Annotated in this window: 11 protein-coding genes; 2 read left to right on the forward strand and 9 right to left on the reverse strand. The window is 70.6% G+C overall.

The window, feature by feature from the left end; all coding sequences use genetic code 11:
- Nucleotides 1–437 precede the first annotated feature (437 nt).
- From C468_RS08650 to C468_RS08665, 4 genes are all read right to left on the reverse strand, one after another.
- Nucleotides 438–782 carry a DUF5802 family protein gene (locus tag C468_RS08650; protein WP_008848511.1) on the reverse strand — a complete coding sequence of 115 codons (345 nt, stop codon included), beginning with the start codon at nucleotides 780–782 and terminating at the stop codon, nucleotides 438–440.
- A gap of 82 nt (nucleotides 783–864) precedes the next feature.
- On the reverse strand, nucleotides 865–1,653 hold the full coding sequence (locus tag C468_RS08655; protein WP_008848512.1) for a helix-turn-helix transcriptional regulator: 789 nt from the start codon (nucleotides 1,651–1,653) through the stop codon (nucleotides 865–867).
- A 102-nt stretch (nucleotides 1,654–1,755) separates the two neighbouring features.
- Entirely contained in the window at nucleotides 1,756–2,673 is a 918-nt protein-coding gene (locus C468_RS08660) for a decarboxylating 6-phosphogluconate dehydrogenase (RefSeq protein WP_008848513.1), read from the reverse strand.
- Between the two features lie 104 nt (nucleotides 2,674–2,777).
- A complete protein-coding gene (locus C468_RS08665) occupies nucleotides 2,778–4,049 on the reverse strand; it encodes a threonine synthase (RefSeq protein ID WP_008848514.1) in 1,272 nt (423 codons plus the stop codon).
- A gap of 322 nt (nucleotides 4,050–4,371) precedes the next feature.
- Between C468_RS08665 and C468_RS08670 the strand changes: the two genes are divergently transcribed.
- Entirely contained in the window at nucleotides 4,372–4,923 is a 552-nt protein-coding gene (locus tag C468_RS08670) for a helix-turn-helix domain-containing protein (RefSeq protein WP_241431002.1), read from the forward strand.
- 187 nt (nucleotides 4,924–5,110) lie between these two features.
- Here C468_RS08670 and gcvPB read toward each other — a convergent pair whose 3' ends face one another.
- The 4 genes from gcvPB to fen all read right to left on the reverse strand — a co-directional run bounded on the left by gcvPB (nucleotide 5,111) and on the right by fen (nucleotide 9,557).
- A complete protein-coding gene (gene gcvPB, locus C468_RS08675; RefSeq protein WP_008848516.1) occupies nucleotides 5,111–6,541 on the reverse strand; it encodes an aminomethyl-transferring glycine dehydrogenase subunit GcvPB in 1,431 nt (476 codons plus the stop codon).
- A complete protein-coding gene (gene gcvPA, locus C468_RS08680; RefSeq protein ID WP_008848517.1) occupies nucleotides 6,542–7,870 on the reverse strand; it encodes an aminomethyl-transferring glycine dehydrogenase subunit GcvPA in 1,329 nt (442 codons plus the stop codon).
- 143 nt (nucleotides 7,871–8,013) lie between these two features.
- Nucleotides 8,014–8,397 carry a glycine cleavage system protein GcvH gene (gcvH, locus tag C468_RS08685; RefSeq protein WP_008848518.1) on the reverse strand — a complete coding sequence of 128 codons (384 nt, stop codon included), beginning with the start codon at nucleotides 8,395–8,397 and terminating at the stop codon, nucleotides 8,014–8,016.
- A gap of 182 nt (nucleotides 8,398–8,579) precedes the next feature.
- Entirely contained in the window at nucleotides 8,580–9,557 is a 978-nt protein-coding gene (gene fen, locus C468_RS08690) for a flap endonuclease-1 (protein ID WP_008848519.1), read from the reverse strand.
- A 173-nt stretch (nucleotides 9,558–9,730) separates the two neighbouring features.
- Between fen and fer the strand changes: the two genes are divergently transcribed.
- Nucleotides 9,731–10,387, forward strand: a complete 657-nt coding sequence (gene fer, locus C468_RS08695; protein ID WP_008848520.1) for a ferredoxin Fer — start codon at nucleotides 9,731–9,733, stop codon at nucleotides 10,385–10,387.
- Nucleotides 10,388–10,431: 44 nt separating this feature from the next.
- Here fer and C468_RS08700 read toward each other — a convergent pair whose 3' ends face one another.
- Nucleotides 10,432–12,654 carry a DHH family phosphoesterase gene (locus tag C468_RS08700; RefSeq protein WP_008848521.1) on the reverse strand — a complete coding sequence of 741 codons (2,223 nt, stop codon included), beginning with the start codon at nucleotides 12,652–12,654 and terminating at the stop codon, nucleotides 10,432–10,434.
- Nucleotides 12,655–12,773: the final 119 nt, after the last annotated feature.

A 12,773-nucleotide genomic window follows, 5' to 3' on the forward strand; every position in this document is an offset into this window, starting at 1 on the left:
GCGGCGACGACGTTATCAATCCCGCTTATAAATGAGTGCTGTGCGGTGGCGCGTGCCGGTGAGCGGCCGACAGGCCGCGAACCGCACTCGCGAGGGACGCCGCGAACGCCCGGAGGGCGTGAGCGGCGAGGCTGGGGAGGGGTGAGGTGCTGTGCGGTGTCGTGCGGGGTGGGACTCAAAGGGGCAGCCGGGAGGGCGACGCCCGACGACGTAAGCACTGGAACGAGGGAGCGAACGTAGTGAGCGACCGAGTGAAGCGCGCAGCGAGTCGTGCGAGTCCTCCCGGCTGGGGCTTTGGAGGTGTTCGCCGCTGATCCGCTATCAGTCACTTATAAGCGAGCGGCTGGGGGTTCGGGAGCACGCTCAATCTGTACCCAACTGCCCATTTATAAGTAGCGGCCACAATCGACGAGAAAAACGGAGTGGCTTTCCTCGTATCACGCGTTCACGAACGGTTCCCACCCTTCCCATCGCAGCAGCGTCTCCGCCCGGTCCGCGTCCGCCAGCAGCACGTTCCGCCGGTCCGGGAGCGTCTCGTCGGCGAGTTCCTGAGGAATCGCGAGCGTGCCGCTCGGCACGTCGTCGTCGCCGCCGACCGGGATGTGGCCGCCGTCGACCTTCATCACGAGCGGGGCGTCGAGTCGCTCGACCCCCTCGCCGTCCGCGTACAGTTGCTCGTTGACGTGTTCGTGGTCCGCCCGCTGGATGACGGCGCGATCGCCGCCATGGGGTTCCACGTACAGTTCCCCCAGGTAGTAACCGCTTGAGAATCGCTCGAACATTCTATGCGTGATATCCTCTACCACGACAGTATATAAGGGTTTCCCGCGGCTCACGCGCCCTGAGATTCGGCCGCGGCGGCCGTCACAGTTCGATCGCGTCGCCGTCGTTCGAGCGGTAGTACGCCGCCAGCGACGTGCCGCGGTCGCGCTGGGCGTCGAACAGTTCGGCGAGCCACTCCACGGCGCCCGGGTCGTCGTTAGCCGCGTACCCGAGGAGCGTGCCCTTGTCGCTGTGGATCGCGAGGTACGCCGTCGTCCGATCGTCGACGGTGCTCAGGTACCACGCGAACGGGAGGTCGGCGACGACGCTCATGTCCACCCCGGCGTCGACGACGGAACGCGCTCGCTCGGGGCTCTCCACTGCCAGGTAGTCCGCGACCGACTCCGTCACGACGTACGACAGCTCCAGCGACTCCTCGACGACGGTGCGGCGATACAGCGACGAAACGAACTGCTCGTCGTTGGCTGCGATCGACGCCCCCCGCAACCGGTCGGCCGTCTCGGCGACGCGGTGGAGCCGGGACAGCACTGCCGCCGGCGACGTATCGGGTATCGTCACCACCTCGGCGTCCGCGAGGAACCGGTGGTTCCGCAACGACGACGGGAGCTCGTTGAGGACGTCGTTCGCCGACTCGACCGCCTCCGCGACCGCGGTTGCCTCGTCGACGGTGTCTAAGAGGATCCGACCGGCGAACGTCGTCTTGTAGCCGTCCGCCCCGCGCTCGACGAGTCGGTCCTCTTCGAGGGCCCGGATCGCGCGATTGACCGTCGACCTGGAGTGCTCGAACTCTTCGACGAGATCCCGGATCCGTGCCGGACCGTCTGAGAGCCGGACGAGGTACTGCCGACGGGCGAAGGCGAGGTCGAGCACGGGTGTAACCGTGTGACTGCCGTCAGTAATACGTGTTGCTAAGCGAAGGGGTCTTGCCGCACACGGGCGCGACCGCACCGACGCCGTCGGCGCTCGGGCGGGTTACGCGTCGTCGCGCCGCGCGACCTCGTGGCGCCCGAACCCGTACCGCAGCCGGTTCGCGAGCCGTCGCGAGAACCGCCCTTCGTTCCGGGAGTCGAACCGCTCCGCGAGCGCCTGATAGATGATCGGAACGGGGACCTCCTGTTCGAGCGCCTCCTCGACGGTCCACGTTCCCGTCGACCCGCCCGCGACGTGGTCGGCCACGTCGCCCAGGTCGGACCCCTCCTCGCGGAACGCCTCCTCGCACAGCTCCAGGAGCCACGACCGGATCACGGCGCCGTTGTTCCACGTGCGCGCGACCGACTCCATGTCGAGGTCGTAGCGCCCCTCGGTGAGCAGCTCGAACCCCTCGCCGTACGCCTGCATCAGCGCGTACTCCACGCCGTTGTGGACCATCTTCACGTAGTGGCCCGACCCCGACGCGCCCATCCGGTCGTGGCCGTCAGGCCCGGTCGCGACCGCGTCGAACACCGGGACGAGCGCCTCGTAGGCCCACTCGGGACCGCCGACCATCAGCGAGAAGCCCTCCTCGGCGCTGGCCGGGCCGCCCGACGTGCCGCAGTCGAGGTACGCGGCGTCCGTCTCCTCGGCGCGCCGGACCGACGCCTGAAACTGCGAGTTCCCGCCGTCGACGACCACGTCGTCGGCGTCGAGGTGGGGCTCCAGGTCCGCGAGCGTGGCGTCGACCGCGTCGCCCGCGGGGACCATGAGCCAGATGCGCTTGCCGTCGCCCTCGCCCGACTCGTCGAGCCGGTCGCACAGGTCCGCGACCGAGTCCGCGGGCTCCGCGCCCGCCTCCGCCGCGGTCGCCGTCGCTTCCGCCGAGAGGTCGAACGCGACCACGTCGTGGCCCGCGTCGAACGAGCGATTCACCACGATCTGCCCCATCCGTCCGAGTCCGATGACGCCGAGTTCCATGGGCGAGGGGTGGCGACCGCTCGCCGTAGTGGTTCCGGTTCGGACAGCGGCGCAGACCCCGAATCGGACGGTCCGGCCCCGAGTCGGACGGTCCGGCCCCGAGCTCACTCGCCCGCCGTTTCGGTCGTCCCCCCTGCCCCGTCCGTCTTCGCCGCCGCTTCGTCTACCTCGCGCTCCCCGAGGTGCGCCCGCAGCGCGTCGACGTCCTTGTTGCCCGCACCGGTGTTCAACAGCACGACCGTGTCGTCGGGGCCGAACTCGCCCGCCGCCGCCAGCGCGAACGCCCCCGAGGCGGCGGCCGCACAGGTCGCGCCCACCTCCAGCCCCTCGGCCCGAGCGACCTCGATCGCGGCGTCGAGGATCTCGCGGTCCGTCGTCGCCACCGCGCCCCCGTTCGACTCCCGGATCGCGTCGAGAATAAGTGGGCTCGCGCCTGGGTCCGGGATCGCGATCCCGTTGCAGGCCGTGTCGATCTCGTCGTCCGGGACCGGCTCGTGGCGGTCGGCGCCCGCCTCGTACGCGTCGACGACGGGCGAACAGCCCGCCGCCTGCGCGGCGTACATCGGGACGAGCTCGTCGGTCCACCCCAGCTCGCGGAGCTCGCGGGCGGCCTTGTGCATCCCCACGAGCCCGACGCCGCCGCCGGTGGGGTAGACGACCGCGTCGGGCGTTTCCCAGTCGAGCCGTTCGAGGAGCTCGAAGGCCATGGTCTTCTTCCCCTCGTGACGGTATGGGGTGACGAACGTCTTCGTCGAGTACCAGTCGGGGTGGTCCTCCATCGCCGCCGCGTACGCGCGCCCGGCGTCGCCGATCTGCGAGTCGCCGTCGATCGGGTCGGTCACGGTCAGGTCCGCGCCGTGGACCTCGGTCATCGCCGTCTGGGTGAACCCCGCCCGCGACGGGAGGAACACGTGCGCGTCGAGGTCCGCCCGCGCGGCGTACGCGGCGGCCGCCTGTCCCGCGTTGCCGGCGCTGTTCAGCGCCACGTCGGCGGCGCCGTGCTGGCGCGCGGCCGTCATCGCCAGCGATTGTCCGCGGTCTTTGAACGTCCCCGTCGGGTTCGATCCCTCGTCTTTCAGGAGGACCCGCCCCACGCCAATCGCGTCCGCGAGCGCCGGACAGTCGACCAGCGGCGTGGCGCCCTCGCCCAGCGACACCGCGGCCTCGGCCGGGAACGGGAGCAGCTCCGCGTACCGCCACATCGACTCGTACGGGCGCTCCGCGAGGTCGTCGGGAGCGAGGTCGATCCGATCGAGGTCGTACGCCGGGTCGAGGACCCCGCCGCAGTCGGGACACCGGTGGGTCGCGGTGGCCGGGTCGAACGTCCCGTCGCAGTCGACACACGAGAGGCCGACGAACGCGTCCGTCGTTTCCATGGGTCGCGATCGCACACGCGCGCCTTTGCTCCACCGGTCCCGGGGGTGCGTTCCGGGTCCGGGGGTTCCGCCGCGACCCCTATTTAAACCTGAAACGTATGAAGGGGCAGCGAGAGGGACGGGCGGCTCTTCTCCCCGAGCATGTCCAGACTGACGCTGCGGCTCGACTTCCCGAGCGGCTCGTGGTTCGGCGACGTGTCGCGGGCGCACCCCGACGCGACCCTCCGCGCGACCGAGACGATCGCCGCCGTCGAGGGNGTCGCTCTTCGTCGCCGGCGCCGACCGGGCGACGACGGTGGCGGCGCTGCGCGAGCACGACCGCGTGGACCGAGTCGATGTCGTCGATAAAGAGGGTCCTGCGACGCGAGTGCGGCTCGTCTCGGACGCGCCGCCGCCGCACGTCGCGGCCGCGCGAGAGGTCGGCCTTCCGATCGAGGCGCCAGTCTCGGTGACGGACGGGCGCGCGTCGCTCGACGCCGTCGGAGAGCGGTCGCGGCTCACCGCCTTCGGCCGGCGGCTCACGGCGGAGGGTATCACCGTGGCGATAAAGGCGAGCGACGCCGACGCGGAACCGGTCCTCACCGACGCGCAGCGCGAACTCGTCCTCGCCGCCGTCGCGGCCGGTTACTACGACACCCCGCGGGAGTGCACGCTCACGGAGCTCGCCGAGGCGCGCGGCCTCGCGAAGTCGACGTGCAGCGAGACCCTCCACCGCGCCGAAGGCCAGGTGTTACGCCGCTTCGTGGCGGGCGAGTGCGCTGGCGACGACCCCGTGCAAGCACTCGACGGAGAGCGAGCGATCGGCGACGAGGCCGATCCGGACCGCGAGCGCGACCGAGCGGAGTCGGCCGAGGCGGCCGCCCCGGGCCCGTGACGGCGTTCGTTGTTTAAAAAGGCGCGCGGACTTCTCTGCGCTGTACTCCCCGTCAGCCGAGTGCGGTTTCCGACCAGACGGCGCCGGATGAGTGCGGATCCTAACCTGACGGCATCGGTCGAGGCCAGCGGCGCTCGGCGACGCCGGTCGTTTATCGTAGGCGAGGGACCGCCGAGTCGCGGGCCCGCTACTCTCCGTCGAGCGCCTGCCACGAGAGGCGCGGGTCTCGCGCGGCGCTCACCTGGTCGATCCGGCTGGCGGCGGTGCGGTTCGGGGCCGCGTCGAGCGCCTCCTCTGTGTCGGCATACGCGAGGTTAAAGGCCTCTGCGAGGTCGTCCAGCGACGACTGGCCCTCGATCTCGGTCGGCTCAGTCAGCATCGCTTCGGGCACCATCTCCGGCCACTTCGTCGTCGGCGGGTGGACGCCGAAGTCGAGCATGCGCTTCGCCACGTCGGCGGCGTCGCGGTCGCCCGCGGTCGCCGCGAACTCGTGGTGGAAGGGGCCGTACGGCACGTCGAGGTCGATCCGCTCGGCGAGGTAGTTCGCGTTGAGCACCGCCTTCGCGGCCGCGTCCGCGAGCCCCTCGTCGCCGAGGCGAGCGATGTACGCGTACGTCTTGACGAGCACGAGCCAGTTCCCGCCGAACCCGTGGACCTTCCCGATGGTGTTCGCCGGCTCGAAGGGCTCGTAGCCGCTCCCTTCCTCCGCCTCCCGGATCCGCGGAGCGGGGAGGAACTCGGCGAGCTCGTCGACGACGCCCACCGGACCGGCGCCCGGACCGCCGCCGCCGTGCGGGGTCGCGAACGTCTTGTGGACGTTGTAGTGCATCACGTCGAACCCCATGTCTCCGGGGCGGCCGCGGCCGAGCAGGGCGTTGAGGTTCGCGCCGTCGTAGTAGAGCAGCCCGCCGGCATCATGGACGATCTCGGCGATCTCCGTGATGTCGCGCTCGAAGAGCCCGACCGTGTTCGGGTTGGTCAACATGAGCGCGGCGGTGTCGTCGCCGACGGCCGCCTCCAGCGCCTCGACGTCGACCCGTCCGTCGTCGCCCGAGGGGAGCTCGACCACGTCGTAGCCCGCCATCGCGGCGGTCGCGAAGTTCGTCCCGTGCGCGGACGCCGGGATCACGACCTCGGACCGGTCGTTGCCGTGGTGTTCGTGGTACGCCTTCGCGACGGCGATGCCGGTGAACTCGCCGGCGGCGCCCGCGGGCGGCTGGAGCGTGACCGCGTCCATCCCCCCGATGTCGCCCAGGTACTCCTGTAACCGGTACTGCAGTTCGAGGTTCCCCTGCGCGGACCGCGCCGAGCGGTCCGGGTGGATCGCCGCGTTCGGGTCGGCCGCGACGTCCTCGGTGAACTTCGGGTTGTACTTCATCGTGCAGCTCCCGAGCGGGTACGGCCCGGAGTCGATCGCCCAGTTCATCTGCGAGAGCCGGGTGTAGTGGCGGGCGATCTCCGGCTCCGAGGGCGCGGGGAGCGTGAGTTCGTCGCGCGTCAGGTCGTCCGGGAGCGGCGACGCCTCGCGCACGTCGACGGTCGTCTCGTCCTTCTCCGAGAGCAGCGGCTCGTGTACCTCGTCGTCCTCGCGGGCGTAGTCGGCCTGATTGTGGATCACTCAGATCACCTCCTCGAAGGCAGCGACGAGGCCGTCGGTCCGCCCCGCGTTCAGGTCGGTGACGCACACCTGCAGGAGGTGTTCGTCGATCGCGTGGACCGCGAACCCGGCGGTCTCGAGGTCCTCGGCGATCGCCGCCGCGGGTTGGTCGACGCGCACGGCGAACTCCCGGACGTGGTGGCGGTCGTGGACCGGTGCGGCCACGCCGCTGAGCTCGTCGATCCGGGCGGCGAGCGCCTCCGCCTCCCGCACGCAGTCGTTCGCGAGCTCGACGAGCCCGTCGGGGCCGAGCGTCGCCGCGTGGATCGCCGCGCGGAGGGCGACCCACGCCTGGTTCGTGCAGATGTTCGAGGTCGCCCGCTCCTTCCGGATGTGCTGTTCGCGCGTCTGGAGCGTCAGCGTGAACGCACGGTCGCCCGCGGCGTCCTCGCCGGCGCCGACGAGCCGCCCCGGCACCTGCCGGAGGAACTCGTCGCTACAGGCAAACAGGCCGAGTCCCATCCCGTAGGCGGTGGGGAGCCCGAGCGCGCCGGCCTCGCCCACGACCACGTCGGCGCCGACGCTCGCCGGCTCCTGCAGCACCGACAGCGACACCGGGTCCGACCCGAGCGTGAACAGCGCGTCGGCCTCGGCCGCGAGGTCGCCGATCGCCGCGAGCCCCTCTTCGACGCAGCCGCGAACGGTGGGGTTCTCGGCGAACACCATGACCACGTCGTCGCCGACGCGGTCGGCGAGCGCGTCGATGTCGGCGTTCCCGTCGGCCATCGGGTACGGTTCGACGGCCAGGCCGGCGCCGGCGCAGTAGTTGTCCAGCACGGCGCGCTTGCCCTCTCTGAGGTGTTCGGGCACGAGGACCACGTCGCCCGAGGTCGACCGGACGCGGTCCGCGAGCGTCGCCGCCTCGCCGAGCGCGGTGGCGGCGTCGTACATCGAGCAGTTCGCGACCGGGAGCCCGGTGAGCTCCACGAGCATCGACTGGTACTCGAACAGCGCCTGCAGGAACCCCTGCGATATCTCGGGCTGGTACTGCGTGTAGCTCGTGAGGAACTCCGCGCGATCCGCGAGGTGGTCGACGACGCTCGGCACGTAGTGGCCGTAGTGGCCCCGCCCGAGGAACTCGACGAGGTCGTCGTTGCGCGCGAAGATCCGGGAACACTCCGCGCGGATCTCGCGCTCCGTGCGCTGTTCGATCCCGAACTCGCCGTCGAACGCGACGGCCTCGGGAATGTCGAACAGCGCCGCTTCATCTTCTGCACCGATCGCCGAGAGCATCGCCGTGGTCTCGGCCTCGGTGTGGGGCGCGTACGGCGTCCCGTCGGTGCCGCTCATCGGTGTGTCTCGCCCCGTCCGTGGTCGTTCTGTCGTCCGATCGCGGGTCGTCCGTCGAAGGGTGGCGTGGGGTCGAAAGGTGGGGTGTTCATGATGGTGTGTCCGCTGTGGGTCCCGCTCCGGGGTTCGGGTCGTGGGATTCGCTACGCGATCTGGTCGTCGTACTCGCCGGCGTCGAGCAGCTCCTCGGCGTCGCCGCCCTCAGTGGGGCTCACTTCGAGCATCCACCCGTCTCCGTACGGGTCCTCGTTGACGAGCTCCGGGCGGTCGAACAGCTCCTCGTTGACGGCGGCGACCTCGCCGGAGACCGGCGCGTACAGGTCCGAGACCGCCTTTATCGACTCGACCACGCCGAACGCCTCGCCGGCGGCGATCTCGTCGCCGGCCTCGGGGAGTTCGACGAACACCACGTCGCCCAGTTCGTCCTGCGCGAAGTCCGAGACGCCGATTCGAACGGTGTCTCCGCCGGTCGTCGCCCACTCGTGCGATTCCAGGTACCGCCTGTCGTCGGGTACGTCGAAGCTCATTGGTCAGGTGTCGCCGCGGCCCGCCTCCGGCCCGAGCGCACGAGCGCGCGGCCGGCGGGAGATCCGACCGATCGGTCGGTCACGGCCGGCGTTCGGGGTCGAAACGGGATCCGCGACACGCGTGCGTGACCTTTCTGACGACGAGGAGATAAAAGGTATGTTCGCGGCGGTCCTCCGGGGCCTCACGTCCACCGGTCGAGCCCGGTCTGGACCTGCGACTCCGCGATGCGCTCGAACCCGCGCTCCACCTCGTCGGCGGCGACGCCCCACTCGTCGACGACGTACTCGCGGGCGGCGTCCACGTCTGGGTTCACCGCGGTGTCGACGTCGACGTCCGTCGCCGGCGGGTCCATGAACAGCTCGCGGATCGCCTCGGCGTTCGGGATCTCGGCGCCGCGCGCGTCGAGCACGCCCCACAGGTCGCCGTGTTCCCGAACCGCCTTCACCGCCGTCTTCGGCCCGATGCCGCGGACGCCCTCGTTGAAGTCGGTGCCGCAGAGCATCGCGGCGTCGACGAGCCCCTGCCGGTCGAAGCCGAGGTCGTCGAGCGTCGCCGCCAGGTCCATCAGCTCCGGGTCGCCCTTGCTGGTGAGCTGGCGGAGGGTCGTCGGCGCGCCGAACAGCAGCGTGTCGTAGTCCTCGCTGCCGGCGTGGTCGACGCTTCCGGTCGCCGCCATGTGCGCGCACTGCGCCTCCCCTTCCGCCGGCGCCTCGACGATCGGCACGTCGAGCAGCCGGAGCAGCTCGCGGGTCGTCTCCTGGATCGCGTCGGTGAGCCGCTGCGTGCGGGCCTCCAGCCGCGCGGCCTCGACGGCGTCGCCGCGCTCCTCGGCGGCCGCCCGGCGCTCTTCGGCCGCCTCGCGCTTCTCGCGGCGGTCGGCGACCTCATCGGCTTTTAAATCGGTCACCGCCCCGTCGAACACCATCACGGGGATCAGGTCGTGCTCGAAGAACTTCGGGAGCCCCTGTACCACCCCGATCAGGTTGGCCACCTCGACGCCGTCCGCGGTGGTGTACGCCTCGTCGCTCGTCCACTTTACCGTCGTCGTGAGGTACCGGTACAGCCAGTTGTGCGCGTCGACCGCGACGACGCTTCCCTCAATCTCTGTGAAGGCGACGTCGCGGATCGCCGCGAGATCGCGCAGGTCCGCGTTTCCCATCACCGATCCGTCGGTGCCGCGGGTCTTAAAAGATCGATTCGACAGCGACGCTGCGGCCGGTTCCCGCGGCGATTCGCTGTACCCCGGAAGCGGCCTCCGCTGGCCACCGGACGGCCCCGCCTGCCGGCTTGTGGAGCGTTTATGTGTCTGAGTCGACTACCAATCGACACTGAATGGTCTCGCCGTTCGATGTGTTGGACGTCGATGAGGACGCCGACGAGGCGACCATCGAGCGCGCCTATCGCGCCCGCGTGAAGGAGGCTCACCCGGACCAGGGCGGGACCCTCGAGGAGTTCCAGCTCGTCAGGCGCGCCTACCGCGAACTCGACGAGCGGGAGCGGAACGGCGACGCCGACGACGAGACCGACCCCGCCGACATCGACCTCACCGACGAGGACGGCGCGGCCGACGCGCCGCAGCCGGTCCGCGTCGAGTTCCTCGACTACGAGGCGATCGACGACTACGGCTGGTCCCTCGACGACGACGACCTGTTCCGGAAGGCGTCGCACGCCGACCTCGACGAGTCGGCGCACGGCCGGCTGCTGGTCCAGCCCGACGAGAGCCTGCTCGAGGGGGCGGAGAACCGCGGGTTCACCTGGCCGTTCTCCTGTCGCGGCGGGGCGTGCGCGAACTGCGCCGTCTTCCTCGTGGAGGGAGAGCTCTCGCAGCCGACCGACCACATCATGCCCGAGGACCTGGCGGAGCGAGGGTTCCGGCTCTCGTGTAACGGGTATCCGGTCAGCGACGAGCTGAAAATCGTGTTCAACGTCAAGCAACTTCCCGAACTCGACGACCTCATCCTTCCGCCGGGACCGTTCACGCGGCGGTGACTCCCGGGAGCGGTCCGACTCGCGAAAAAACCCTCAGACCGGCTTCAGAACGATTCGGCGACGGCCGCGACGACCGCGTCCTCGACCGCGTCGCGCTCGCCGGAGAGGAACTCGATTTTGCCCTCGCGGAGGCCGGCCGTGGAGACGTCGGCGTTCGGCGCCAGTTCGGCCGCGCGCTCGGCCACGCCGCGGACGGACACGTCCGCCGTCGTTCGGATGTGCAGCTCGTCGGTGCCGATCCCGACCGTCGCGTACGCCTCCCCGTTCGCGTTCCGGCGGTGGAGGTCGTCGAGCAGGAGCGGCGTCGGCGGGAAGTCGTACCGGTGGGTGTAGCCGTCGGTGTCGAGCACGGCGAACTCGACGCCGTCGACCGCCTCGGTGACGACGTTCTCGGTCGCGGTCTTGACCTCCGTCTCCAGCTTCTCGCGGAACTGCTCGGAGACGTGAGCCGCGAGGTTACCGCTGTCCTCGAAGAGGAGGTCGGCGACGAGCTCGCGCTTGTCCTGGTACGACTGGTAGTACGCCTCCAGGGCGACCGCCTCGCGGAGCTCCGCGACGCGCTCGGCGTCGTAGCCGGCGTCGCGGGCGAGCTCGACGTAGCGCTCGGGGGTCTCCGCCCAGTAGCTCACCGCCGGCAGGTGACGGAGGTCGTCGCGGACCTCGTCGTTGACCGCGGACGCCAGCGAGGCGACGAGCGCCCCCGTCGAGAGGTCGGCGTCGACGCCGTCGATCTGCGGCGAGACGAGGGTGTCGACGGCCTCGCGCGTCTCGGGGTCGGCGACCTCGGCGTCGACGACGACCGCGTCGACGCCGTAGACGGAGAGCAGGTCGATCCCGTCTGCGGACTCGACCGTGGAGCCGGTGCCGACGAGCAGGAACAGCGGGAGCTGCTCGTCGTGGCGGTCGCGGTCCTGCAGCATGCGGGTCGCGTCGTTCGTCGCCGCGTCCATCCCGTAGACGGGGTCGTCGAGCGGACGACGAGTGAAGTAGTGGTACTCGGCGTCGCTTTTCGCGTGCTCCTCGCGGATCAGCGGGAGGACCGCGCGCTCGACCGCGGCGCCGGCGACGTAGCCGTCGGCGGTGGCCGGGTGGCGCACGACGATCGGGCGCGATTCGAGGACCGCGCGGCGGACCGCCTCGGCGGCGTCGAGGAGGCCGTCGGCGAGCTCCGCGACCGCCTCGTCGCCAGCGAGCGGCTGGAGCCCCTCGGGGCGGGCCTCGGCGGTGAGGGCCTCGGCGAGCCGACGGCGGACGGCCTTGCCCTCCTCGCCCGCCAGGAGCACGAGCGCCTCGGACTCGACCTGCACGTCGCCCCGGTGGCTCTCGACCTCGCCGTCGATCCGCACCGCGTCGCCGACCTCGACGTCCGGGTGCGCGCGGACGCCCGGCTCGACGAACGCGGCCACGTCGACGACGCCCGTCTCGTCGCGGACCTCGAAGACGGTCGGGCCGCCGGTCTGCCGGACGCTCACGACCTCGCCGTCGATCCGAACCGCGTCGCCGACGGCGTCTGAGAGGGTGCCGATCCCGACGCGCTCGCGGTCGTCGGCGAGGTCGTCTTCGGCGGTCTCGTCGTCTGCGTCGTCGGCATCGGCGGTTTCGTCACCGTTGTCGGCATCGACGTCGTCGACAGCGGCGTCGTCGGCATCAACCTCGGCATCGGCCGAGACGGCCTCGTCCGCGTCGCCGGCCTCGGTCGGCTCCTCGGAAACGATATCGTCTCCCACGCCCGCCTGTTCGTCGTCGCTCTCCGTTGCCAGTTCGTCGTCGCTCTCCGTTGCCAGTTCGTCGTCGATCGCGTCTGAGTCGTCGCCCGTGTCGGAGTCGTCCCGCTCCGCGTCGGCTTCCGCGTCCGGCGCTTCGTCGGCTTCCTCGCCGTCCTCATCGGGGAGGAATTCGGTGTCGCCGTCCTGCACGAGCACGCCGCGGAACTCGCGGTCTGCCTGCCGGATCGACCACGCGAGGTCGATGTTCCCGTTGTCGCGGACGCCTTTCACCTGCACGAACACCTCGTCGCCCGGCTCCCAGTCGAGGGAGTCGAGCCGACGGTCGAGCTCGGACCGGTGGAGGAGTCCGGTCACGCCCGGCGCGAGGTCGACGAACACGCCGAATTCGGCGTAGCCGTCGACGACGCCCCGGTAGAATCTGTTCGGAACGAGCTGCTTCGGGGAATTGCCTCGGAAGTCGAACACGACGTCCTCTTGGTGTGGGTCACAGATGCGACCGCCACCGTCGACGTCGACGCCACAAATGATACAGGATCCCATTTGAGTACAACGAGAGTCTCGGGCTTAAAACGGTTGTCGAAAGCCTCGCGGGAGCGAACGGCCGAATGCGGGCGTCCCGGCGGTACAGGTGGGGACCGCTCCGGCGCCGCCGGTGATCG

Source organism: Halorubrum kocurii JCM 14978 (genome assembly GCF_000337355.1).
Classification (GTDB): Archaea; Halobacteriota; Halobacteria; order Halobacteriales; family Haloferacaceae; genus Halorubrum; species Halorubrum kocurii.

Excerpts from the sequence above, each read along its gene's own strand:
- C468_RS08650 (WP_008848511.1), bottom strand. The coding sequence starts at position 782 with ATGTTCGAGCGATTCTCAAGCGGTTACTACCTGGGGGAACTGTACGTG.
- C468_RS08660 (WP_008848513.1), bottom strand. The coding sequence starts at position 2,673 with ATGGAACTCGGCGTCATCGGACTCGGACGGATGGGGCAGATCGTGGTG.
- C468_RS08665 (WP_008848514.1), bottom strand. The coding sequence starts at position 4,049 with ATGGAAACGACGGACGCGTTCGTCGGCCTCTCGTGTGTCGACTGCGAC.
- gcvPA (WP_008848517.1), bottom strand. The coding sequence starts at position 7,870 with ATGAGCGGCACCGACGGGACGCCGTACGCGCCCCACACCGAGGCCGAG.
- gcvH (WP_008848518.1), bottom strand. The coding sequence starts at position 8,397 with ATGAGCTTCGACGTACCCGACGACAGGCGGTACCTGGAATCGCACGAG.
- fen (WP_008848519.1), bottom strand. The coding sequence starts at position 9,557 with ATGGGAAACGCGGACCTGCGCGATCTCGCGGCGATCCGCGACGTCGCC.
- fer (WP_008848520.1), top strand. The coding sequence starts at position 9,731 with ATGGTCTCGCCGTTCGATGTGTTGGACGTCGATGAGGACGCCGACGAG.
- C468_RS08700 (WP_008848521.1), bottom strand. The coding sequence starts at position 12,654 with ATGGGATCCTGTATCATTTGTGGCGTCGACGTCGACGGTGGCGGTCGC.